We start from the raw sequence: 23,389 nt of genomic DNA, 5'->3' as shown, positions 1-23,389 counted from the left end.
GCGTACGCCTGGGCTCCGCGGGCGGGCGCCGGGGGTGGAAGGTGCGGTACAGCGGGGCTGCCGCAGGCCACCGGGAGTGCCGCAGCGGCCGCACGGCCCGCACGGCGGAGGTGCCGTACGGGCCGTGCGGGGGCGAGGCCGGGAGCGTGCCGGCCGTCGCCGGGGGCGGTGCGTCAGGCGGCGGAAGGCTCCTGGTGAGCGGTCGGAGCCTGCTCCCGCTCACCCTCGCCGAAGAAGATCCGGTCGAGTGCCCACGAGCCGGGGCCGATGAAGAAGATCAGCAGGAAGGCCCAGCAGAACATCGCGGACGCCTCGCCGCCGTTCTGTATCGGCCACAGCGCCGAGCCCTGATGCGCGGAGAAGTACGCGTACGCCATGGAGCCGGAGCTGATGAACGCCGCGGGGCGGGTGCCCAGGCCGAGCAGCACGAGGAGCCCGCCGGCCAGCTGGATCACGGCGGCGTACCAGCCCGGCCAGGCGCCGGCGGGGACGGTGCCGCCCTGACCCATGGCGCCACCGAGGACACCGAAGAGCGAGGACGCTCCGTGGCAGGCGAAGAGCAGCCCGACGACGACGCGGAAGAGCGCGTGCACGTGCGGGGTCGATCTCTGTATGAGTGCGGTCAGCGGTGCGGACATGTGGGGGCTCCTACGGTTTCTGGGGACGAGGTAACCGTCGGAGACAGAGGTTAGGGAAACCTAAGCAGTGCTTGCAAGTTCAACCTCTGGCCAAATGGGACCTTTGGCCAGAAGCGGCCGGGCCTGCCACCGGGACCGTGGCCGGATCCGCACCCCCACCCGCCGCCGGGCCCGCGTCGGTGTCGGCCACCGGGGCGGCGCCCACTTCCGCGCCGGTACCCGCAGCCGCCGCCCTCCCCGCCATCGCGGCCCGCAGCGCCGCCCGTGCCACGGCATCCGTGTCCGCCAAGGTGACCGACCCCACCCCGGGACGCGCCCCCGCCGCCGTCACCCAGTGCACGCCCTCCGTCGGCACCCCGACCGCGAAGCGCCGCGGATGGCGCCCGCCATCGGCCTCGACGAGGTGGTACGGGCTCGGCGACACATCGAGCCCGCCCGTTTCGTAGCCGTCCGCGGTGTGCGGCCGGCAGCCGCCGTCGGCCAGCAGCCGGGCCAGCAGCGGGTCCGCGGTGCGCCGCAGATCCGGCTCCGGCAGCCGCGCCTCGATCAGCGCGGTCGCCGTCACCTCCGAGCCCGGAACGTCCGGTGAATGCGCCGTGAATCCGGGCCCGCGGCCGTCGGCGGCGCCGAGCCGGACCGTCATTCGGGGCCCGACCACCTCCAGCACCCCCGCCTCGATCAGCGCGGTCATCTCCTCGATCCGGCGCCGCGGCGGCCCGATGGACAAAAAGGCGTTGAGCGGGGTGTACCAGCGGTCCAGGTGGCTGCGGCGGGAGGCGCCGGCCAGCCCGCCGTGGTCGACGATCTGCCGCAGCTCGTTGCGCAGATCCCGCAGCACGTCGAGGGCCGCCTTGAGCGGGCCGGACACATTGTCCTGCCGGGCGTGTGTGACGTCCTGGCGCAGATGCCCCAGCAGCCACTCCCGGAAGGCGGCGCGGCCGGCGAACGACCGCTCCGTGTGCGGCCGGGCGATCCGGTCCCAGTCCCAGCGTTCGGCCGACGCGATCCCGAAGGCGTCCAGGGCGGCGGCCTCTTCGGGGCCGCGGTGCGCGCTGTCCAGGAAGCGCTCCCGGAAGCGGTGGCGCGGCTCATCGCCCGCACCGCGCCGCATCAGCAGCGCCTCGTAATAGACCACCTCCACCTCCTTGGCCACCAGGGGCCAGACCTCCCTCAGGAAGTCGGGCAGATCGCCGGAGTCCGCGCGCTTGCGGAAGCCCGCTATCACCTCCGGTGTCAGCAGCAGCGGCAGATGACGGCCGTGCGCGCCCTTCGCGTTGTCGCCGCGTGCGTGGTACGGGATGCCACGCCGGGAGCCCGCGTAGAGGCGGGGTTCGCGGCCGGACGGCAGATACGTCAGTGCCCCGTCGGCACCGTGCACGAACCGGCCGCCGCGGGCCGTGGTCAGCAGCGCCATGTGATCGAAGAAGTTGAGGCCGAGACCGCGCAGCAGCACCGGGCGGCCCGGGGCCAGCGCCGCCAGGCCGGTGGAGAGATCGGCGGGGTTGGCGGGCGGGAGGTAGCACAGGCCGTGCCCGGTGGCGTAGTCGGCCAGGCGCCGTTGCTCCGGATCCGCAACGGCCGGCAGATGACCCTGGGCGAGCACCACCGCTCCCAGGCCGTGCAGCGTCCGGCCGTCGTCGAGGGTGAGCGACTGCGAGCCGCCGGGGGCCTCGGCCAGCCGCACCGCGCGGGCCCGGTGCACCACGACCGTCACCTCCTCGGGAGCGGTGCGCACGGTGCGGCGGAAGACCCACTCCAGATAGCGGCCGTACAGCGCCCGGCCCGGATAGTCGTCCGGGCCGACCCTGCAGCCCTCCCAGGCGTACAGGCTCGGACCGGTGCGTATCGGACCGGCGCACTCGACGCTGTCGTCGGTGAACAGCGTGACCTGCGACGCCACGGTGTTCATCAGCAGCTCGGGCGGCTGGGCGGTGCGCCAGACCTGGCCGGCGCCGGGCGGGGCGGGGTCGATGACATGGACCGTCAGACGGGCGCCCGGGGCCAGTTCGGCGGCCGAGGCACAGATCCGCTCCAGAACGCTCGTCCCGCGCGGCCCCGCGCCGACGAGGGCGAGGGCGGGCCGGGGCCGGCGGTCGGCGAAGTGGTCGGCGGCCAAGAGGGGCTCTCCCTGGGGCGGCGGACGGCCGGCGCGCGGGCGCGGCCGCCCGAAAGTGCGGGCGACGGGCAAAGGTGCGCCCCATCATCACCGCCCGATCCGCCGGCGCAGCACCCGGGGGTAGGCAAAAATACGCCGGATCCCGGGGAAGTTGACCGGCCGCCGGCGCCCTGCCGGACGCTTACCGGAGCCGGAGCGTCCGCATCATCCGGTCTTCGGCCGATCGGTCCCCGGTGCGCCACCGCCCGCATCACCGTATTTCCCGGCAACCCGCGCATCGGACAACGCCGCCCGCCAGACCGTGACGAGCCGGACGCCGCCGTGCTTCTCCCGGCGGGCCTGGTCCAGGGCGAGGCGGGCCGCCCGGCCCGCCAGCGTCAGCGTCATCAGCTGGTTGCCGAACCACGGGCCGCCCGTGCGGCGCCACTTCACCGCCGGCCGGGGCAGCCGCCCGTGCCGGGCCAGCAGCTTCCCCAGCCAGCGGCCGGACCGGCTCCAGCCGAAGCGGAATCCGGCCTGCAGCGAGCCGGGGATGCTGTTGTGGACGGGGGAGCAGGTCAGTTGCAGCACCCGGCTCGTGGGGTGCGGGCCGGCGCCGCGCCAGTGCGGCTCCGCCACGTAGGCGTGGTGCACATCCCCGGACAGCACACAGACCGTCGCCGGTGCCTCCGAACCGGAACCGGCCTCGGCGATCAGCTCGGTGAGCGCGGTGAACGAGTCGGGGAAGGCCGCCCAGTGCTCCAAGTCGGCGCGCTGGCGCAGGAATTCGCTTCTGCGGGCCCAGCGGGGGCCGCGCTCGCCGGCGCACAGCGCGGCGTTCCAGCCCTCCGCCGCATGGATGAGATGCGGCAGCAGCCAGGGCAGCGAACTGCCGAGCAGCAGATGGTCGTAGCTGCCGCGCCCCTCCAGCACCGCCTGGCGCAGCCATTCGCCCTCGGTCTTGTCGAGCATCGCGCGGTTGCTCTCGTCCAGTACGCGGGTGGCCCGGGTGTCGATCATGACCAGCCGCACCCGGCCGAAGTCGCGGCGGTAGCTCCAGCGCGCGCACGCCGGATCGGCATCCGCGCCGGCCGCGAACTCCCGCACCAGGTCCGTCCCGTCCGGGACCGCCCGCACCCGCGCGTACAGCTCGTCGGCGGCCAGTTCGGCGGGCGGGAGATTGCCCAGGTGCTGGTACACCCAGTACGACATCAGACCGCCGACTATCCGCTCCTGCCACCAGTCGGTCGCCCGCATCCGGGCCAGCCAGGCCGCCGAGGTGTTCCAGTCGTCGATCACATCGTGATCGTCGAAGATCATGCAGCTGGGGACCGTGGACAGCAGCCAGCGGACCTCCGGGTCGAGCCAGGACTCGTCGTAGAGGTGGGTGTACTCCTCGTAGTCGGCGACCTGTTTCCAGGGTGGCTCGCCGATGTCGCGGCGGTCGGCCAGCGCACGGGCGGTCGCCTCGGAGGTCTGGTCGGCGTAGACCTGGTCGCCCAGCAGGAGCAGCACGTCCGGGCGCTGCCGGCCGGAATCGGCGGCCAGCGTGGCGGCCAGGGTGTCCAGGGCGTCCGGGCCGACCGGGTCGTGCGCCGCGTTCGAGGGCGTCGCCGACCAGCGGCAGGAGCCGAAGGCGAAGCGCAGCGGCTCGTCGGCTGAGGCGGGGAGGGTACGGATGGTGCTCGCGGGGAAGCGGCTGTCGGGCGGCGGCCAGACCTTCTCCCCGCCGCCGGTAGGTGCCCCCGGCTCGTCCAGGAGGACCTGGTAGGCCGTCTCGGTGCCGGGCGTCAGGCCGGTCACCGGTACCAGCGCATAGTGGTGCCCGGCCACCTGCCAGGTGCTCTCCGCGCCGGCCGCCCCGTCGTCGCAGCGGATGTGCACCACACACGGCTCATCGGTCTCCACCCACACCGTCGCGCTCTCTGCGTCGACGTAGCGCAGCAGTGGCCCCACGCGCAGTCCGGCCATCGGTGCCTCCCCACATGTCGTGGTCAGAGGATAGGAGCACGACGGGCACGGTGGGGGGCCGGGGCGGCGGTGCGCCCGCCGGCCGGTGGTTCCGGCCGGCGGGCGGGCGGGACCGGCCCCGCTGAGGCGTGCGGCTCAGCAGCCGTCCAGGATCTTCTTCAGCGCGGCCTTCTCCGCGGAGTCCGCGGTCATGCCGTACTCATGCTTCACCCACACCCACATCCGGGCGTACTCGCAGTGGTACGAGGCCTTCGGCGGCAGCCACTTCGCCGGGTCCTTGTCGCCCTTTTCCTGGTTGAGGTTGTCCGTGACCGCGATCAGCTGGGAGTGGGTCAGGTCGTTGGCCAGCTCCTGGCGGCGCGCGGTGGTCCACTGCGCGGCACCCGACTTCCAGGCCTCCGACAGCGGTACGACATGGTCGATGTCGAGGTCGGACGCCTGCGTCCAGGTCGCGTCGTCGTAGGCCGAGACCCACTTGCCGCTCACCGCCGCACAGCTGCCGTCCTGCTGCACGTCCGTGCCGTCACGCTTGAGCACCACCTCGCGGGTGTTGCAGTTCTTGCCCTGGTCGATCCAGTGCGGGAACTTGTCGCGGCTGTAGCCGTCCTGCGGGCCCTCGGCCTGTTCCTTGATCTGGGTCAGATACGTCCGTGCGGTGGCCGCGTCCGGCGGGCTGGGCGGTGCTGCCTGGGCGGACTGGCCGCTGAGTACCAGCGTGCAGAACAGTGCCGCGGCCGATCCCGCGGCGAGGGAAACGCGACGCGCGTAGACCTTTTTCATCGAAACTCCCGGAATGTGGGGGGAAGTTGCCGTGCGGTGCGGGCCCATGGTGGCGACGTGGGGTTTCCACGGGATGGGCACCAGGTAACAGAGTGACGACATGCCCACGTCAGTTCAAGGGGAGTTGACGGAGCGCCATAAGTGCATCACGGCACTCCGGTTGAACCGCTCCCGCGCATGCGCCCCGGTCGCCGCCCTACAGTGAGCGCGTGCTGCTGCCGGTCAACGCCACCCTCGGGGTCGTCCTCGCCGTCCTGCTGGCCGTCGCCGTGGCCATTGCCGCACTGGCGCGCCTCGGCCATGCCCGGGCCATCGCCGTCGCCGGACTGCGCGCCGCCGCGCAACTCGCCGCCGTCTCCTACCTCATCGGCTGGGTGGTGCACGCCCTCCCCTGGCTGCTGAGCTTCCTCGCGCTGATGTTCCTGGTGGCGGTACGGACCGCCGGCCGCCGGATCACCCAGAACCGCACCTGGTGGTGGGCCGCCGCACCGATCGCCGTCGGTGTCGTCCCGGTCGTCGGTCTGCTGCTGCTCACCGGCCTGGTGCCGCCGCGCGGTCTGACCCTGATCCCCGTCGCGGGCATCCTGATCGGCGGCGCGCTGACCGCCACCGTCCTGGGCGGGCGGCGGGCGCTGGACGAGCTGGAGACCCGGCGCGGCGAGTTCGAGGCCGGCCTCGCGCTGGGGCTGCCGGACCGCGACGCGCGGATGGAGGTCGCCCGCCCGGCCGCTTCGGACGCCCTGCTGCCGGGGCTCGACCAGACCCGGACCGTGGGACTGGTCACACTGCCCGGCGCTTTCGTCGGGATGCTGCTGGGCGGCGCCTCCCCCGTACAGGCAGGCGCGGTGCAGCTGTTCGTGCTGGTGGCGCTGCTGACGGTGCAGGTGGCGGCCTGTGCGACGGTGCTGGAGCTGGTCGCGCGCGGACGGCTGCACCGCGTACCCTGGACGGCAGCAGAAGGGGAGTAGCTCTCCGCCGGACCGTCGACATACTGCCCGCCCTCGTGGCGAGCCGGCGCCCGGAGCGCGGTACGCAGCCGTACCGCGCCAGCGAGACCTTCGGCCGCAGTGTTTGACGCTGCCGTGCCGAAGCGACCCCTTTGACGGGCCCCCCTTTGGTGCGGCCCGACCGATCGAGGTATCCACCCCGTGTTCAGCTTCACCGTCGCCGCCGTCGTCTTCGGCGTCGTCTTCCTCGCCGAACTGCCCGACAAGACCGCCCTCGCCGGCCTGATGCTCGGCACCCGCTACCGCGCCTCGTACGTCTTCGTCGGCGTCGCCGCGGCCTTCCTCGTGCATGTGGCGCTCGCCATCGCCGCGGGCAGCGTGCTGACGCTGCTCCCGCACCGCTGGGTACAGGGGGTGGTCGGCGTCCTCTTCCTGGCGGGCGCCGCCGTGCTGCTGTTCCGGAAGGACGGCGACGAGGAAGAGGTGAAGAAGCCCGCCGACCAGAGCTTCTGGAAGGTCTCCGGGGCGGGCTTCATGATGATTCTGGTCGCCGAGTTCGGTGATCTGACCCAGATCATGACCGCCAACCTCGCGGCCCGTTACGACGACTGGCTCTCGGTCGGCGTCGGCGCCGTGCTGGCCCTGTGGGCGGTGGCGGGCCTGGGCATCCTGGGCGGCCGTACGCTCATGAAGTATGTGCCGCTGAAGCTCATCACCAAGATCGCGGCGGGTGTGATGCTGCTGCTGGCGGGCTTCAGTCTGTACGAGGCGATCGCCGGCTGAGGCGTTCGCAGGGCGGGAGGACTGCTGGGGTGCGGGGGTTCCTCGTGGGCGCTCGTACCTCGCCCCGCGGTCGGCTCCCGGCGCGGGCTCTCAGCCCGTGAGGTGCACCGCGATCAGGCCGTCCGCCAGCGCCTCGACACGGATCCCGGTGAGGTCGCGCACCTGTGCGGTGGGGGCGAACGCGGCGGCCCGGTCGCCGACGCCGATCACCCGCATCCCGGCCGCCCGGCCCGCCTCGATGCCCGCTTCGGAGTCCTCGAAGACCAGGCAGTCCTCGGGGGCGTGGCCCAGCTCGGCGGCGCCCTTGAGGAAGCCCTCCGGGTCGGGCTTGCTGGCGCTCACGCTCTCCGCCGTGATCCGCACGGCGGGCATGGGCAGCCCGGCCGCGCCCATCCGGGCGTCGGAGAGCGGGATGTCGGCGGAGGTCACCAAGGCGTGCGGGAGGGCGGCGAGGGCGGCCATGAAGGCCGGCGCGCCGGGGACCGGCACCACGCCGTCCGTGTCGGAGGTCTCCTGCGCGAGCATCCGGCGGTTGTCCGCGAGGTTGAGCTCCATCGGGCGGTCCGGGAGCAGCGCGGCCATGGTGGCCCAGCCCTGCCGGCCGTGGACGACCTCGAGGACCTCGTCCGCGTCCAGCTCCTGCTCGGCGGCCCAGCGGCGCCAGCAGCGCTCGACGACGGCCTCGGAGTTCACGATCGTGCTGTCCATGTCCAGCAGCAGGGCGCGGGCGGTGAGCGTGGTGATGGCCGTCATCGGCGGGCTCCTGGGCGCTACGGGCATGCGGACGGTGCGGCCGCATGCGGACGGTGCAGATCGCACGTGCGGAAGACAAGCGGCTCCGCCCGCCGGTCAGGGAGAACGGGCGGAACCACTTTGTTTTCGTACGATACAAAATGTATCCGGGTGCCGACAACCCGGGCTTGGTCAGCGCACCCGGCCGGGGCCCGTCCGGCGGATCAGGACGGGGCCCTACGGCTCGTGGGTGCGGGACTCCAGGGACGCCCGGGTCTGCCCGCCGTAGACGCCGTCCGGGTCGCCCGTCACGCCGTAGGCGTGCTGGTAGCGGGAGACGGCGGCCCGCACCTCCGCGTCGTAGTGACCGTCGTCCGGGCCCGCGTAGACGGCCAGTTGCCGCAGCCGCCCCTGCAACTCGGCCACTTCCGGACCGCCGGCTCCTTCGCGCAGCACGATCGGCCCGGTGGGCGGGGCGCTGGGGCCGGGACCGCCGGGGGAGTTCGTGACGCTCCCGGATGCCCGGGTGGGAGCGGGGGGAGGCGCTTGCCCGGCCCGGGAGAACTTCACGCCGGCCGAGGGGCCGGGGAGGCCGGTGGCGGACGGGGACGGCGAGCGGGCCGCGGAGCGGGAGGGGGCGACGCCGCTCCGCGTGGGGACGGACGCGTCGCCGGTGGGGAGGTCGGCGCTGGGGGAGACGGGGCCGGGGCCGGGCGGCGCCGCCCGGTCACGAGTGCCGCCGGACAGCGCATCGGTGGTGATCAGGACCGCGGCGGCGGCCACCGCGGCACCGGCGGCCGCCAGTACGGCCGGCAGGGTGCGCCGGCGGCCGGGAGCGGAGACGGTGGCGCCGGCGGCCGGCTCCCGCTCCGAGGCGCTGAACGTCCGGGAGGTCGGGCCGGGGCGGCGCCGCGCTGCGGGAAACAGGGGCTCGGCGCCGGCAGGGACGGAAGCCCGGTACGGGGCCGCGGCGGCCGACGGCCCGGGTAAGACGGGTAAGCGAGGCGGACCGGCGGAGTCGTCGACGGGTGAGGGGCCGTCTGCCCTGTGCACCGCCGCGTCCACCCCGGGTAAGTCGTCCAGCCGGTCGCCCCGGCCCACGAGGGTGCCGCCCGGCCCGCCGTCGGCATCGTGCGCGTGGTCGCCGGCGTCGTCCTCGTCGGGCAGTGACACGTACGGCCGAATGCGCAGCGGATCAAAGTCGTCCGCGTCGACCGCCGCACACAGGCAGGCCGGCCGGCCGTCGCCGCGTACGGGGGCCAAGCAGTGCGGGCATGCCGGTGCCGTCACGAGCGGGTCCCCTCCCTGGAGGCATCGAACCGGCAGCGATTATCCAGAGGAGGCACCCGTTCGCGCAGGCGCTCGAAGACATCCGTACGGCATACGGCGGGTGTCCCCTGAACGGCCCCGGATGCCCAACGCCGTTCGGCGGGCCATATCCGGCCGAACCGCCCAGGATGGAAGAAGCCCGAAGGGCGCTCCGCAACGGAAAGGGCGGCCTGGCGGAACAGAGGGAGACGCTCATGGCGCAGGACACCAGCGCTCCTGCCGTTCCTGGCGAGGACCGGTCCCGGCGGACGGTCCTCGTGGCGATCGGCGCCCTGTTGCTCGGCCTGCTCATCGCGGCGCTCGACCAGACCATCGTCGCCACCGCGCTGCCCACGATCGTCAGTGAGCTCGGCGGCCTCGACCACCTCTCCTGGGTGGTCACCGCCTACCTCCTGGCCGCGACGGCCGCGACTCCCCTGTGGGGCAAGCTCGGTGACCAGTACGGTCGCAAGAAGCTGTTCCAGACCGCCATCGTGATCTTCCTGATCGGCTCGGTGCTGTGCGGTATCGCGCAGGACATGGGGCAGCTGATCGCCTTCCGGGCCCTCCAGGGGCTGGGCGGCGGCGGCCTGATCGTGCTGTCGACGGCGATCGTCGGCGATATCGTGCCGCCCCGTGAACGCGGCAAGTACCAGGGCCTGTTCGGTGCCGTCTTCGGCGGGACGAGCGTCCTGGGACCGCTGCTCGGCGGGCTGTTCGTGGACCACCTCAGCTGGCGCTGGGTGTTCTACATCAACGTCCCCGTCGGCATCGTCGCGCTCGCCGTCATCGCCGCCGTGCTGCACATCCCGCGCCGCCGCACCCCGCACCGGATCGACTACCTGGGCACCGTCCTGATCGCCGCGGTCGCCGCCTGCTTCGTCCTGATGACCTCGCTCGGTGGCGTCACCTACCCCTGGGGCTCCTGGCAGATCGTGGGATGCGGCGCGCTCGGCGTCGTGCTGCTGGGGGCGTTCCTCGTCATCGAGCGCCGGGCCGCCGAACCCGTCCTGCCGCTGCGCCTGTTCCGGGGCCGCACCTTCACACTGACCGCCGTCATCGGCTTCGTCGTCGGCTTCGCGATGTTCGGATCGATGACGTATCTGCCGACGTTCCTGCAGGTCGTGCAGGGCGTTTCCCCGACCGTGTCCGGGTTGCACATGCTGCCGATGGTGGTCGGCATGCTGCTGGCCTCGACCGGCTCCGGGCAGATCGTCAGCCGCACCGGCCACTACAAGGTCTTCCCGATCGCCGGCACCGGCGTCGTGGCGCTCGGTCTGCTCTTGCTGCACCGGCTCGACCCGTCCAGCAGCGTCGCCGAGATGAGTGCCTACTTCTTCGTCTTCGGCTTCGGCCTCGGCCTGGTCATGCAGGTGCTGGTGCTCATCGTGCAGAACGCCGTCGCCTACCAGGACCTGGGCGTCGCCACCTCCGGTGCCACGTTCTTCCGCTCCATCGGCGGCTCGTTCGGCGTATCCCTCTTCGGCACGCTCTTCACCAACCACCTCCGGCCGCGGATCGCCGACGCCGTCGCCGGAACGCAACTGCCGCCGGGCGTCGACCCGTCCAAGATCGCCGAGGATCCGCGGACCGTCACCCGGCTGCCGGCCGGGCAGGCGTCCGGCGTCCTCCACGCCTACGCCGTCTCGATCACCGATGTCTTCCTCTACGCCGCCCCTGTCGTCCTGGTCGCGTTCGTCCTTGCCTGGTTCCTCAGGGAGGAGCCGCTGCGCAGCAGCGTGACCGCCCCCGACACCAGCGAGGTGCTCTCCTCCAACCCCGTCGAGCGGTCCTCACACGACGAATGCGCCCGCGCACTGTCCAAACTCGGCAGCAGGGAAGGCCGTAAGCACATCTACCAGAAGATCACCGCACGGGCCGGACTGGACCTCAAACCGGCCGCGGGCTGGCTGATCCTGCGCATCCACCGCCACGGCTCGGTGCAACCGGCGCTGCTCGCCGAACGCAGCACCGTGCCGCTCGGGGTGATCTCCGAGAGCATCCGGCAGATCGAGGAACGCAAACTCGTCACCCGCGACGGGCTGTTGCTGCGGCTCACCGACAGCGGACGGGAGACCGCCGACCGGCTCTCGGCGGCCCGTCAGCAGTCGCTCGCGGAGATGCTGGGCGACTGGTGGACCAAGGACCGGCCCACCGACCTCACGGCACTCGTCCGGGAGCTGACGGAGGAGCTGTGCGGCTCGGACGCGGAGGAGCCGCACCACGACGATGCCCGCCGTCCCCTGCCGCGTACCCCTCCGCACACGCCACGGCCGCCCGACCTGGCGAAGTGAGCACGGTCGAGGGGGGAACTGACGGCCGACGGCGGCCGGCGGAGCCCCGCGGCGGGGTGCGGGTGCTCGTGCGGCGCGCTGCCGGTCAGCGGCCCCCGTCCAGCCGCTTCTCGAAGTAGACCTCCGCGTAGGGGTCCTCGTGGTACGGATCGATCTCCACGAAGCCGTGCCGCCGGTAGAGCGCGACGGCCTCCACCAGATCCCGCCGGGTGTCCAGCCGGATCCGCCCGGCGCCCAGTTGCACCGCGACCCGCTCGGCGGCCCTGAGCAGCACGCCCGCACCGCCCCGGCCGCGCCGGGCGGCCCGTACGAACATCTGCTTGAGCTCCGCGGTGCGTGTGTCCAGCAGCCGCACGCCGACGCAGCCCGCCACCACCTCGCCGTGGCGGGCCACCAGCAGCACGCCGTTCGGCGGCGTCAGATCGGCGCTGGGGTACTCCGCGATCCCCTCGTCGATCTCCTCCGGAGTCGAGCTGCGGCCCTCGTGCAGCGCGAAGTACCGGTCGGCCACCTCGGTGTAGTACTCGCGCAACAGCGTCTCGGCGTCCGCCGAACCGACCGGCTCGGGGGAGACGGCCCAGGGGAGGCGGAGGGTGGCGGCGTCACTCATGGCGTCATTGTGGCGGCCGGGGCGGCGTGCCGCGCAACGGGTTTTGAGTGACGCCGCCTGAGGGCGGTCAGCCCTGCTTCGGACCGGTCTGCTGCACCACCTCGAAGGACCACAGGGTGGAACCGGACGCGGCGGGCTTGGGCCGCTCCCCGCCCTCGGCGCCGCCGCCCTGCTGGTGCGCGGCCTTCATCGGGCCCTCCATCCACGCCTGGAACGACTCCTCGTCCCGCCACCGGGTGTAGACGAGGTACTGGTCGGTGCCCTCCACGGGGCGCAGGATTGTTGGACGTACCTTACGAACCATGAGCGACGATGACTTGGTATCTCGTGCGCAGTGGGGGACCTTAGAGGGCCAGCACTGGGCGGTACTCGTCCGACTGTCCACCGACGAGAGCGACGACGAGCCCGTGACCGAGCCGGTCGAGGGCGAACGTCGGCGAGGCCCCATAACGGGGCGGGACATCAAGAGCACCAAGGAAGAGGACCGCGACGGCCGCGACTTCATCAGCCGGCGTGGTGGCTCGTGCGTGCACGTCTACTACGAGCCGGACACGTCCGCTTGGCGTAAGAAGCGGGTGCGGCTTCCCGATGGGCGGTTGGTCTACAGGGTCGTGCGCCCTGTCTTCGAAGGAGCCTTGGAGGACTTGAAGTCCGGTCGGACGCCTGATGGGCGGCGCCTCGACGGACTGATCGTCTACGACATCGACCGTCTGACGCGCGATAATCGTCATTTGGAGGACGCCATTGATGTGGTCGAGCGCCACAGGCGACCGATCATCGACATCAACGGCAGCCTTGACCTGTTGACGGAGAACGGTCGTGCCACGACGCGAGTTGTTGTGGCGAACTGCGGGGGAGAGGTCGGCCAGGTCGCGTTCGTCCAGGAGTTGGAGAGGCTCTGATCCAGCTGTGCCCAGACCCCCGTGCGGGACCAGATGACAAACCGCGCTACACGGTCGACTTCGACGCCCCGAAACACCGTGGCAGCGCTCGCCACGCGCAGCCGCTGACGAGTACATAGATGATCGCGACGAACACCTCCTCATCATCGATGTTCGCGACTCCACCGCCCTGCGGCCACAGCCGAGCCGCCGATTACAGCGGCCGTGCGATCTCCCACAATCCGTCCGGAACGGCCCATCCCCAACGCCCACCCCCAATGCCCAGTACAGCAGTCAACCGGCCAAGTAGCACACGGTCTTATGGAGGCTGCCGTACAGCTGGGTGGGTCGGCTGGCTGCTACAAGGTGCAGTTGCTGGAAGCAGATGACGTGTGTACGTCCATACCCTCTCCGTGGCGCCTGTTCCAGGCTGCTGCACGCAAGCCGCTATTCGGCCACAAGGCGGTGGCCGACGGCGGGCAGATGCCCAGCCGCCTCTGACATGCCAACTTGCCAATACTACAGTGAGTTGTTCCGCAGCAGGGTGGCCTTATGGGGTATCAATCCTGTGCCTGTTGGGGGTAGGGCTGGAACGACGACTCGAGGAGATGGCGATGAGTGACCGTGTTGACCCGAGGCTGGCCTACACCATGAGCCCCGGTCCTTCCCCCGGCCCAACTCCTGCCCCCGACCCGTCACCCTCCCCGCCAGGATCTTCCCCCAGTCCTGAGCCCTCTCCTTCACCGGGGCCGAGACCTCAACCGCCGGCCCCATGGGGCAAGGATCCTGACGTGGGGGTCGATCCATCATTCCTGCGCAGCAGAGCCGATGCCTGTGATGTCGCAGTCGAGACGATTCGCATGACCAGGGGCGCAGCCATGGATGCCAACGACGGCCTGAGTAAGGCGGCTTCCGGCTGGGCCTTCACGCAAAGTATCGACGACATGCAAAGTCGCTGGGAAGCACTCGTGAAGGAGGTCACCGGCCGGCTGGACACTGCGTCCGACAACTTCCGAATCAGCGCGGATGCTTACGAAGAAAACGAGGATCGGGTCCAGTCCTCGTTTTTCAACATCTACCGCTAACGGGCAGGACAGGCAATGGTTACCTTTACTCAGATTATCGAATTAGACGTTTCCGGCCTGGAGACGTTCGCAGACCGATGGGGCCGCGTACATAGAAAAATCAAGGAAGCCCGCGAAGGCTTTCATGACGATGTGGTCCGCAAGCTCCATGACGATCAATGGAGGGGGGCGGGCGGCAGCAAGGCACAGGATTACTGTGACCGAATACAGACGGCAGTCGACGCCCTGGATGCCGAAGTCATGAGTCTGCGCAGATTTCTCGATGAAGAGGCCGACGGCTCGAAGGGGAGCGGTGGCGTCAAAGGGTTCGAGGGCCTGCAAAAAGAAGCTTGTGCGCTGCAAGAAGAAGCGTTCGGCCATGGCCTGTTGATCAATGATGACGGCAGCATCCAGCGTATGGCGGGATACGACCCTACTACGCCTGACGGCTCGGAAAATCTCGACGAGGGGAAGCGTGTAATTGCTAATTCGCTCGAAGGGAGAGCCAAGAAGGTGATCGGTACGGCTACTGAAAACGACGAATGGATAGCCGCGAGCCTGAAGGTGATCTTCGGTACCGTCGGCAATTTCGAGACGGAGGATCGCAGGTACAACGTCACCGAGCCCACCTTGAAGGATCGGATGGTGCGCAACCAGCTGAATAATGTTGGCGCTATGGCTAATATGCGGGGCTGGAAGACGACTGCTGGACTGGTCCAGCACTTCCTGGACGGCAATGGTGAGCCGGTCGAGGTCCAACCGCAGCAGATGATGAGGGATATCCCGCAGTTTCAAAGAGACCTCGACAAGACCATGGATCATGACGTCAGCAAGCGACCAGACGGCCCGTTCACCACTGAATGGCAGTCGACTGCGCCGAACCCCAAGGATGGGGAAAAGAGCATGGACTGGTATTACGGGCTGAATCACTTCCAGTACCGGACAGTCGGTGAGAAGCATGGAAGTGAAGTCACCTACCACGTGGAAGTTCAGAAGCGGTACGACTGGGGAATTCCCAGCGAACATCGCAAAACTCAGGAAGCATTTGGCGGACCGTTCAAGATGTCATTGGAACAGGCAGATCTCGCTCACCTCAACACCACTGGACTGGGCCGCGACTTCGACGTGAAAGGGAGTTCAGGGCAGATGAGGACAACGGTATGAAACCTCTATACGTTGGCCGTCACACTGGTAAGCCGCGAGAACCGCGGGAGCCGAATCACTCGAAACAGTCTGCGCCTGAGATGCGGAAAGGGCGTCTCGCCGCCATCAAGCGACACAAGGGCACGAAAATAGCATTTTGGGTGGGAATTTTCGCCTGTCTTGCGTTTTCGCTCGTCGTGATCGCGGGCCTCGTCCAGGGCTATTACGAGATGGGCCATCCGCCCGGCGGCTGGTGTCAGGACAATTCCCCCAAGTGTGTGAAGCCCTGACCAGGGCCAGCCTGGTCGGTCTGGTGGATATGGGGCGCATGCTCGCGCCCATGTTGCGTGAGTTGGCCAGGAACGAACCTGACCTTCCTTTCCGGGCCTTAGGTGGCGGCGCGTACGGCTGCACGTTGGCGCAGCCGTGATGCGAGCGTGGGTGGTCAGTCAGGGGCATCGGCTCCTCGCGGAGAAATATGTGGGATTTGTTGAGCAGGCTTTGTTCGGGCCGGCGCGAAAATCGGTTGCGCTACATCCTAAAGAGGATTCTGGTGAAGCCATTTCTCGCACTGTTCAGCGGCTCTGTCTTGAGATTTTCGGAAGAGCTGAATCCAGTGAGGCTCGACTTCGGCGCATTGTAAAAGCCCGGTCGACTGATCCATTGGCCTCACACGTGAGTAATGTCTTTGGTCAGGGTGTCGCACCTGCGTACATGGCCAATGGGGTGCGGTATTGCCTGCAACGAGTTGTCACGGTCGAACGCGCATAGTCTTGTTCCCGGAGGATTGGGCAGGGACATGGGTGCGTGCCCCGTATCCAATCGGGGATACAGGGCACGTTCCGTTCGTGCATGGGAATGCCGGGCCGTGTTGACGACAGTCTGAGCCCGAAGCGGTAGCTATTCGCCCTTAGGAGCTGCCTGTTGCACGACCTCAAAGGACCACACCGTGGATCCGCTGGCGGCCGGCTTCGGTCGGTCGCTGCCGCCCTGGTGAGCTGCCTTCATGGGACCTTCCATCCACGCCTGGAATGACTCTTCGTCACGCCACCGGGTGTACACCAGGTAGTCGTCGGTGCCTTCGACGGGGCGGAGGAGTTCAAACCACTCGAAGCCGTCGGAGTTCTCCACCGCGTGGGCGCGGGAGGCGAAGCGCTTCTCGAGGGTTTCCCGCTGCTCGGCTGGGACGGTCAGCACGTTGATCTTCACGATGCTCATACCGCCCATCGTGCCGCATGGTGTGAAGGGGGCTCAGGTCAGGGCCGGGTGGCGCGGCCGCTCAGCCGTGCAGTTTCAGCCCCTTGGTGATTTTGTCGACGATGCCGCGCGGTCCGTGGACGGCGAGTCCCACCAGATCGAGGTCGTCGGCGGCCACGGCCCGTACCGCCGCCCGGTTGTCGGCGTCGTTCCCCGTCGTGAACATCCCGGCGGTGTACAGCGCGGTCGGTACGGCACGGCTGAGCGCTCGGGCATGGGTACGGGACAGCCCCCGGGAATCGGCGGTGTAGCACAGCACCGGCTCGCGGAACAGTGCCAGATAGCCGTGTCCGGAGGCGTCCTCGTAGCGCTTGCCCATGATGTCGCCTGAGGCGTGCGCGAGGCCGCTCGCGAGAAACGCGGTGACGTTCAGCTTCTGCCAGACGGCGAGGTCGTCCCGGACGATCACGGCGATCTTGGTGTCGAAGCGCAAGGGGGCCGGCACCGCTGCGGGCTCGGCAGGGGCCGTGGCGGGGGGAGCGGTCGTGGTCGGTGCGGTCGTCATACGGGGAGTCTCGTCCGGCATCCGGACCACCGTCTTGAACGCTGGTGCGGCGCGGCAGACTGGGGTGATGGGCAGGCAGCACGACGGGGACTGGGCACGCTACTGGCGTGACCCTGAGCGGCCCCTGGAGGCGATGCACGCGCACTTCGTCCGCCATGTCTTCCACCCGCACAGCCATGACGCCTATTCGTTCGCCGTGACGGAGACCGGCGCCCAGCGCTTTACCTGCCGCGGCGCGGGCCACACCAGCGCCGCCGGCATGGTGATGGCGTTCAACCCGGACGACCCGCACGACGGGGAGTCCGCCGTCGAACTCGGCTTCACCTACCGGATCATGCACATCGGGCCGGACGTCGTACGCGCCGTGCTCGACGATGTGACCGACGGCCGGGGCGCCATGCCGCTGTTCGACCGCCCGGTGGTCGACGACCCCGTGCTGGCCCGCGCCCTGCGTCGGCTGCACCCGGCGCTCGTCGGCGGTGCGGAGCCCCTGGTGCGGGAGGAGCGGCTCACCGCGGCCGTCGAAGCCATGGTGCGGCGCAATGCGTCCCGCGGCGCCGTGCGTGCCGGAGCGCGCGTACTGCCCGTGGGGGCGCAGGCCAGGGCCGCCCGGCGGGTGCGCGATCTGCTCGTCACGGCCTACGACCAGCCGCTGACCGCGCAGGAACTCGCCGACGCCGCAGGGTGCAGCCGCTTTGCGCTCTACCGGGCGTTCCGGGCCGAGTACGGGATGGCGCCCAGCGACTTCCAGCGGCTGCTGCGCCTTCGCCGCGCCCGCACACTGCTCGTCGACGGCCGCCCCACGGCCGAGGCGGCCACCGAGGCGGGCTTCGCCGACCAGGCCCACTTCCACCGCTGGTTCGTACGGTGCTTCGGCGTCACTCCGGGTGCGTTCCGCCGGGCCGGCGCGCGGGTGTGAGGCGGGGCGCTTTTGGCCCGGTCACCCCGGCGGTGGGGGTACCCGCACCCCCACGGGCGGTGTCCCGGGACGGCGTCTGCGCAGCCCGATCACCAGCATGGTTACCGCCGTCAGGAGCACCTGCAGTCCGATGACCGTCAGCATCCAGGCCGGGATGCCGCCCACCCTCAGCAGTGCATCCTCGTATGTGACCCGCTGATACGGGGTGTCCTCGGCGGTGCGGAGGAGTTCGTGGTCGCCGGTGACGCGCTGCGGCTGTGGGAAGCGCTGGTCGATGGCGGTCAGAAAGGTCCGGTGGGAGCCGCCGAGGTCGCGTAGCGCCCCTCGGGGGGTGATCCGTCCCGCGAAGAAGACCTCGGGCTTTGTGCCGCCGATGGCGCTGCGCGGCTCCATCCGGTGCGGCGCGAGGACGTAAAGCCCCAGCGACTGCGGTGTCTTGGCGAGACGGGAGAGTCGCATGGGGTAGACGAGCCGGTCACTGGCGAAGGACAGCCGCAGGGGTTCGAGGGTCCCTGTCAGAGGGCGGTGGGCCTGGGCCGGGGCCAGCCGGATCGCCACGTACTCCCATCGCTGTGTCACATACGGGCGGAGCGCGCTCGTGAGCGAGGCGGGGAGCTGGAAGCCGTTGGATTTCAGCCAGTTGCGCAATGCCGCCGGGTCGGTGGCGGTCAGCCGGGCGACGTCGAAGGGCCCCAGGCGCTCGCGGCCGACCACCCCGACCCCTGGGCCGGGGGCGCCGGGAGCGGGGGCCGCGGCGCTGTCGGACATACCGCCGAAGGGCCAGTCGCCGCTGCGGGGCCAGAAGTAGTGGCGCGGCTCAACGGCGGGTGCGGTCAGTGCGGTGAGCCGGTCGAACAGCTCGCGGTCGCCGAGCCGCACGGTGGCCCGGTGCGGTACCGGCATGATCCACGCGGCGTCCGGCGCCGTGCCGTTCACCGTCAGGCTCATGACGATCTGCTCGGACTTCCCGTCCCAGCGCACCACCGAGGTCTCGCGGTTCACCGCCATCGTCGTCTTCGGGTCGTGCACCATCGCCCCGCAGCCACAGGCGTACGCCGGCCGGGCCAGCGACACCAGCTGCACGGCCAGCAACATCAGCATCACCAGCAGCGCCCGCCGCCGCCCAGCAGTGGTACGCACCGCGGCAGCCGCCTCCGTCACCCTGCGCATAGTCCGTTCCCCGTCCCCCGTTTACCGCTCGCCGGTCCATGTGATCGCCAGCGACACAGACGGCGCCGGCCCCATGGCTGGTTCCCGCCCCGGCCGCCCGGCCGTGACCTGCCCCGCGCCCACACTCCGCGCCGTGCGGGGAGCAGCCCCGGGCGGCTCCTCTCCCTGCGCCCGGAGGAACGCCGAGGGCCCGGCTGGAAAGCATCCAGCCGGGCCCTCGTATGCCTGGTGCAGCGAACTGAGCGGTCAGGCCACCGACTCGGTCCTGGCCGCGCTGCGGATCTCGCGCGCCTCCGCCTCGGTCTCGACGGCCGGCGGGGAGCCGGGCAGCGGCTTGCGGGCGCTCTCCGACATCAGCAGGACGGCGATGCCGCCGATCACGGCTGCCGCCATCATGTAGTAGGCGGGCATCATCTTGTTGCCGGTCGCGCCGATCAGGGCGGTGACCACCAGCGGCGTCGTACCGCCGAAGAGCGACACGGAGACGTTGAAGCCGATCGACAGCGAGCCGTAGCGCACCTTGGTCGGGAACAGGGCGGGCAGCGTGGCCGGCATCGTCGAGGTGAAGGCGACCAGCAGCAGTCCGAGCGCGGCCATGCCCAGCGCGATGGCGACCAGCGACCCCTGCCGGATCAGCAGCAGGGCGGGCACGGACAGCACCAGGAAGCCGAGGCAGCCCGCGGCGATGACCGGGCGGCGGCCGAAGCGGTCGGTGAGCCGGCCGGCGAACGGCTGGACGCCCATCATCAGGACCATCACGGCGAGCACGACCAGCAGTCCGTGCGTCGCGTCGTACTTCAGCTCCGAGGTCAGATAGCTCGGCATGTACGACAGCAGCATGTAGTCCGTGACGTTGAAGACCAGGACCAGTCCGATGCACAGCAGCATCGACCGCCACTGACCGAAGATCATCTCGCGGATGCCGATCCGCTTCTCGGCCTCGCGGCGCGCCTTCTCCTTCGTCCGTGCTTCCTTCTCCAACTGGGCGAAGGCCGGGGTCTCTTCCAGCCGCATCCGCAGGTAGAGGCCGATGATGCCCATCGGTCCGGCGATCAGGAACGGGATGCGCCAGCCCCAGGAGTTCAGGTCGTCGGTGGACAGCAGCGCGGTCATCAGCGTGACCAGGCCGGCGCCGCCGACGTAGCCGGCCAGGGTGCCGAACTCCAGCCAGCTGCCGAGGAATCCGCGCTTCTTGTCCGGCGCGTACTCGGCGATGAAGGTGGAGGCACCGCCGTATTCGCCACCGGTCGAGAAGCCCTGCACCAGGCGGGCGGCGAGCAGCAGGACGGGCGCCCCGACGCCGATGGAGGCATAGGACGGGATCAGGCCGATGGCGAAGGTGCCCGCCGCCATCATGATCATGGTGATCGCGAGGATCTTCTGCCGTCCGATCCGGTCACCGAGCGGTCCGAAGACCATGCCGCCGATGGGACGGACCAGGAATGCCGCCGCGAACGCTCCGAACGTCGACAGCAACTGCGCGGTCGGACTCCCGGACGGGAAGAAGACATGTCCGAGGGTGACCGCGATGTAGCTGTACACGCCGAAGTCGAACCACTCCATCGCATTGCCGAGCGCGGCCGCCGACACGGCACGCTTGACCATCGCGGGATCGACGACGGTCACCTCGTCCGATGTCTGGTACGCCGGATCCGCCGCCCGCTCCCGCTGCGGATCGGATGCCTTGCCGGCACGGCTGCCGGCGGGGTTACGGGGCCCGGGTGCGACGGGGGACTGCGTCGGCACGTGCTCGCTCGCCTGCGCTCTCTTTGGACGACAACATGATTCCGCCCGCCACGGGGTGGCGGGCCGAAGCCCGCCATGGGGCGACGGGCAAAGGTCGACCATAGGGGCAGAACGGATCATCACGGACGGTGTGCGGACGACCGCGCAGGTGGCCGTATACCCGCTCCTTGCAGGGGAAACGCCCTGCCGTTCAACAATCCGTGGCACTTATGTCTGTGATCCATATCGCGATGATCTGCTGCAACCATCGGCGGATTGTGAGCTGTGCCACGCGCGGTGGCGTGGTGCGGCCGGGAGGCGGGAGCGCCGCGGCCGGACACGAAGACGGCGCGGCGGCGCACTGCACCACCGCGCCGATGTGGATCGTCGCGTTCCCTCAAGGATCAGCCATGACCGCCCGCCCCGCCACTCGGGCGGGTCCGCCGGCCGGGCCTTCACCCGGGCCCGCGGTGCGCCGCCCGGCCCGGCCGGTGGACCGCCGCGTCACGGCATCCACGCCTCGTACGACATGACCTCCCCCGACGTGATCTTGAAGTCCGGCTCGTCCTTGGTGAAGGTGGTCTCCAGCCCCAGGAGTTCGCCGGTACGCGGATCGAGGATCACCATCTGGCGGGTCGAGTTCGTGGCGCCGTCGGGGCCGTCGTACACATACGCCTGCCCGCGCCGGCCCAGCCGGTCGGTGACCACGCCCGCCTGCCGGAGCCCGCCCGCATCGGCCAGCATCCGGACGACGGCGGCCGTCTCCCGCGGCCCCGGGGTCCACTCCTGGCGGAAGGAGGAGAGCGCCGACAGGAGCTGCGGGGTCGTTCGGGTGCCGTCCGGCCCGCCGTACAGCCACGACAGCTGTTCGCGCAGTGCCGCGGGGTCCGTCGACGGTTTCGTACGGGAGGCGAGGCCGCTGTGTTGGCCCTCCGAGCCCGCCGGGTAGGTCTTGCGGTGCAGCACCTTGCCGTCACTGACGGTCTGCCAGTGGCCGTCGTTGTCGTGGATCACCGGGCGGCCCGGGTGCCGGGGGTCGGTGGCCACGACCAGCTCCGAGCCGCTGCCGTCGTCGTGCCAGCGGGTGATGCGTTCCTCGGGCACGGTGACCGGCGGCGCGGCGTCCGGGCCCGACTCCATGCTCATGTACCAGCTCTGCAGATGGCTGCCCCGGCGCGGCCCGTCCGCGGCACCGGCCGTCCGCGCCCTGGCCTCCGCCTTGCGGGCGAGGACGTCCAGCGAGACGGACGGCGCATCGGCGTGCAGGGCGAGGGCGACGGGCGCGGCGACGGCGGGGCTGCTGCCGGCGCCGGAAAAGGTGAGTGCCAGGGCGGCGACGGCGGCCGACGACACGGCGGTCAGGCCCATCACCAGACGGCGTCGGCGTACGGGACGCGGACGGCCGCGGGGCACGTCCCCGGCCGTCAACGCCTGCAGCCGGGCCTCGGCCCGCAGGGTCAGCGGGCGGTCGCGCCAGGGCCCCTCGTCGGCGGAGACGGGGTCGGCCTGCCGCAGCAGCTCCAGTTCCTCAGTCATGGCGGCGGCCTCCCGCTCGGGTCGGTACGGGGTGGGGGGAGACGGGGGGCGGTACGGGGCGCGGGGCCGCCGGGCGCGGTGTGGGCGCCGGCCGTGAGGGGGGCGACGGCGGGGGCGCGTCGGATCGCGGCGGGGGCGCATCGGGCGGGGTGGTGCCTCTCGGCCGCATCCGCTCGATCTGCGTACGGAGCCGGCCGCGCGCCCGGTGCAGCCGCATGGCCGCCGCGCTCTGCCCGCACCCGAGGGTCACCGCCAGCTCCTCGATGGTCAGTTCCTCCCAGGCCGTCAGGCGCAGCACCTCCTGATCGGCGGGTGAGAGCCGGGCCAGTGCCTCGTGCACCCAGGAGCCGGGCCGCTCCGCGTCCGGACTCTCCACGGTCTGCCGCCGGTGCGCCGCCTCGTGGTTGCCGAGCCGGTGCAGCAGCCGCCGGTAACGGCCCATCCCCCGCACCGTATTGGCCAGGCAGTTCCGGGCCACCCCGTACAGCCAGGGCAGCGGCGCATCGGGGAGCTCGGCGCGGCGTCTCCAGGCTATGGAGAAGACCTCCGCCACCACTTCCTCGACCTCGTGTGCCTGCCCGTCCAGCCGCCGCGCCACAAAGCGGCTGACCGCCCAGTAGTGCGCGCGATAGGCCTCGGCGAAGGCGTCGTCCGTGCTCATGAACCCTTGGTGTCCGGCACGGCCCCCATCTTCACACCGTTCCGGGGTGAGACTTCCCACCGGCCGTGCGGGCCCCTCACCCCTCGCCGGCGGTGATGTTCGAGGCGGCTCCGGACACCTACCGGGCATGAAATTTCCCGTGAAGTGGCTGACGACCACCGACCACAAGACGATCGGCACGCTCTACCTGGTCACCGCGTTCGCCTTCTTCTGCCTCGGTGGGCTGATGGCGCTGCTGATGCGCGCCGAACTGGCCCGTCCGGGCCACCAGATCCTGTCGAACGAGCAGTTCAACCAGGCGTTCACGATGCACGGCACGATCATGCTGCTGATGTTCGCGACGCCGCTGTTCGCCGGCTTCGCGAACTGG

21 protein-coding genes and 2 pseudogenes are annotated in these 23,389 nt (G+C 70.5%); 8 read left to right on the top strand and 15 right to left on the bottom strand.

Translation table 11 applies throughout. The features are described 5' to 3' along the window. Window positions 1–173: 173 nt before the first annotated feature. From ACWGI6_RS06950 to ACWGI6_RS06935, 4 genes are all read right to left on the bottom strand, one after another. Window positions 174–638: a DoxX family protein gene (locus ACWGI6_RS06950; RefSeq protein WP_393905691.1), complete on the bottom strand. Its 465-nt coding sequence runs from the start codon at window positions 636–638 to the stop codon at window positions 174–176. A 79-nt stretch (window positions 639–717) separates the two neighbouring features. Then, window positions 718–2,754 carry an FAD/NAD(P)-binding protein gene (locus tag ACWGI6_RS06945; protein WP_453266526.1) on the bottom strand — a complete coding sequence of 679 codons (2,037 nt, stop codon included), beginning with the start codon at window positions 2,752–2,754 and terminating at the stop codon, window positions 718–720. A 204-nt stretch (window positions 2,755–2,958) separates the two neighbouring features. Beyond that, the gene (locus ACWGI6_RS06940; protein WP_453266525.1) at window positions 2,959–4,704 is read right to left on the bottom strand and encodes an alkaline phosphatase D family protein; all 1,746 of its coding nucleotides are present in this window, start codon (window positions 4,702–4,704) and stop codon (window positions 2,959–2,961) included. A 135-nt stretch (window positions 4,705–4,839) separates the two neighbouring features. After that, window positions 4,840–5,484: an HNH endonuclease family protein gene (locus tag ACWGI6_RS06935; RefSeq protein WP_453266524.1), complete on the bottom strand. Its 645-nt coding sequence runs from the start codon at window positions 5,482–5,484 to the stop codon at window positions 4,840–4,842. A 209-nt stretch (window positions 5,485–5,693) separates the two neighbouring features. Here ACWGI6_RS06935 and ACWGI6_RS06930 point away from each other — a divergent pair, with 209 nt between their 5' ends. Further along, window positions 5,694–6,452 (top strand): ABC transporter permease, encoded by a 759-nt coding sequence (locus tag ACWGI6_RS06930; RefSeq protein WP_453266523.1) that lies wholly within the window; start codon window positions 5,694–5,696, stop codon window positions 6,450–6,452. Window positions 6,453–6,632: 180 nt separating this feature from the next. Further along, window positions 6,633–7,214: a TMEM165/GDT1 family protein gene (locus ACWGI6_RS06925; RefSeq protein ID WP_393905696.1), complete on the top strand. Its 582-nt coding sequence runs from the start codon at window positions 6,633–6,635 to the stop codon at window positions 7,212–7,214. A 90-nt stretch (window positions 7,215–7,304) separates the two neighbouring features. On the opposite strand, the gene ACWGI6_RS06920 is transcribed toward ACWGI6_RS06925, so the two are convergent. Both ACWGI6_RS06920 and ACWGI6_RS06915 read right to left on the bottom strand, forming a co-directional pair. Next, complete coding sequence (locus ACWGI6_RS06920; RefSeq protein WP_453266522.1) at window positions 7,305–7,967, bottom strand: HAD-IA family hydrolase; 663 nt, start codon at window positions 7,965–7,967, stop codon at window positions 7,305–7,307. A 216-nt stretch (window positions 7,968–8,183) separates the two neighbouring features. Beyond that, complete coding sequence (locus ACWGI6_RS06915) at window positions 8,184–9,236, bottom strand: peptidoglycan-binding protein (RefSeq protein ID WP_453266521.1); 1,053 nt, start codon at window positions 9,234–9,236, stop codon at window positions 8,184–8,186. A 233-nt stretch (window positions 9,237–9,469) separates the two neighbouring features. Here ACWGI6_RS06915 and ACWGI6_RS06910 point away from each other — a divergent pair, with 233 nt between their 5' ends. After that, on the top strand, window positions 9,470–11,548 hold the full coding sequence (locus ACWGI6_RS06910) for an MFS transporter (RefSeq protein ID WP_453266520.1): 2,079 nt from the start codon (window positions 9,470–9,472) through the stop codon (window positions 11,546–11,548). 85 nt (window positions 11,549–11,633) lie between these two features. Here the strand turns inward: ACWGI6_RS06910 and ACWGI6_RS06905 are convergent, their stop codons facing one another. Together ACWGI6_RS06905 and ACWGI6_RS06900 are read right to left on the bottom strand one after the other, a co-directional pair. After that, a complete protein-coding gene (locus ACWGI6_RS06905) occupies window positions 11,634–12,158 on the bottom strand; it encodes a GNAT family N-acetyltransferase (RefSeq protein WP_453266519.1) in 525 nt (174 codons plus the stop codon). A 67-nt stretch (window positions 12,159–12,225) separates the two neighbouring features. Then, window positions 12,226–12,438, bottom strand: a pseudogene (locus ACWGI6_RS06900) (antibiotic biosynthesis monooxygenase family protein); the annotation flags it as partial. A gap of 22 nt (window positions 12,439–12,460) precedes the next feature. On the opposite strand from ACWGI6_RS06900, the gene ACWGI6_RS06895 reads away from it, so the two are divergent. Beyond that, a complete protein-coding gene (locus tag ACWGI6_RS06895) occupies window positions 12,461–13,060 on the top strand; it encodes a recombinase family protein (RefSeq protein WP_453266518.1) in 600 nt (199 codons plus the stop codon). Here ACWGI6_RS06895 and ACWGI6_RS06890 read toward each other — a convergent pair. Next, window positions 13,051–13,319: pseudogene (locus tag ACWGI6_RS06890) on the bottom strand (transposase); the annotation flags it as partial. The gene ACWGI6_RS06895 and the pseudogene ACWGI6_RS06890 sit on opposite strands and share 10 nt — an antisense overlap. Window positions 13,320–13,830: 511 nt before the next feature. On the opposite strand from ACWGI6_RS06890, the gene ACWGI6_RS06885 reads away from it, so the two are divergent. Beyond that, window positions 13,831–14,124, top strand: a complete 294-nt coding sequence (locus tag ACWGI6_RS06885) for a type VII secretion target (RefSeq protein ID WP_393905703.1) — start codon at window positions 13,831–13,833, stop codon at window positions 14,122–14,124. Window positions 14,125–14,139: 15 nt separating this feature from the next. Next, on the top strand, window positions 14,140–15,267 hold the full coding sequence (locus ACWGI6_RS06880; RefSeq protein WP_453266517.1) for a hypothetical protein: 1,128 nt from the start codon (window positions 14,140–14,142) through the stop codon (window positions 15,265–15,267). 879 nt (window positions 15,268–16,146) lie between these two features. On the opposite strand, the gene ACWGI6_RS06875 is transcribed toward ACWGI6_RS06880, so the two are convergent. After that, a complete protein-coding gene (locus ACWGI6_RS06875) occupies window positions 16,147–16,464 on the bottom strand; it encodes an antibiotic biosynthesis monooxygenase family protein (RefSeq protein ID WP_453266516.1) in 318 nt (105 codons plus the stop codon). Between the two features lie 61 nt (window positions 16,465–16,525). Further along, entirely contained in the window at window positions 16,526–16,936 is a 411-nt protein-coding gene (locus ACWGI6_RS06870) for a DUF2000 family protein (RefSeq protein WP_453266681.1), read from the bottom strand. Window positions 16,937–17,075: 139 nt separating this feature from the next. Between ACWGI6_RS06870 and ACWGI6_RS06865 the strand changes: the two genes are divergently transcribed. Further along, window positions 17,076–17,927, top strand: a complete 852-nt coding sequence (locus ACWGI6_RS06865; RefSeq protein WP_453266515.1) for an AraC family transcriptional regulator — start codon at window positions 17,076–17,078, stop codon at window positions 17,925–17,927. A 21-nt stretch (window positions 17,928–17,948) separates the two neighbouring features. Here the strand turns inward: ACWGI6_RS06865 and ACWGI6_RS06860 are convergent, their stop codons facing one another. The 4 genes from ACWGI6_RS06860 to ACWGI6_RS06845 all read right to left on the bottom strand — a co-directional run bounded on the left by ACWGI6_RS06860 (window position 17,949) and on the right by ACWGI6_RS06845 (window position 23,019). After that, entirely contained in the window at window positions 17,949–19,097 is a 1,149-nt protein-coding gene (locus ACWGI6_RS06860) for a DUF2330 domain-containing protein (protein WP_453266514.1), read from the bottom strand. Between the two features lie 246 nt (window positions 19,098–19,343). Then, window positions 19,344–20,843, bottom strand: coding sequence for a glycine betaine/L-proline transporter ProP (gene proP / locus ACWGI6_RS06855; protein WP_453266513.1), 1,500 nt, complete (start codon window positions 20,841–20,843; stop codon window positions 19,344–19,346). A 483-nt stretch (window positions 20,844–21,326) separates the two neighbouring features. Continuing rightward, complete coding sequence (locus tag ACWGI6_RS06850; protein WP_453266512.1) at window positions 21,327–22,358, bottom strand: CU044_5270 family protein; 1,032 nt, start codon at window positions 22,356–22,358, stop codon at window positions 21,327–21,329. Then, the gene (locus tag ACWGI6_RS06845) at window positions 22,351–23,019 is read right to left on the bottom strand and encodes an RNA polymerase sigma factor (RefSeq protein ID WP_453266511.1); all 669 of its coding nucleotides are present in this window, start codon (window positions 23,017–23,019) and stop codon (window positions 22,351–22,353) included. The genes ACWGI6_RS06850 and ACWGI6_RS06845 overlap by 8 nt, the downstream gene beginning before the upstream one ends. A 127-nt stretch (window positions 23,020–23,146) precedes the next feature. Here ACWGI6_RS06845 and ACWGI6_RS06840 point away from each other — a divergent pair. Further along, window positions 23,147–23,389 (top strand): cbb3-type cytochrome c oxidase subunit I (locus ACWGI6_RS06840; RefSeq protein WP_453266510.1); only part of this gene is annotated, 243 nt, incomplete at its 3' end.

It is taken from the genome of Streptomyces sp. NPDC054786 (assembly GCF_053611685.1).
This window is presented reverse-complemented; position numbering and strand designations above follow the sequence as displayed.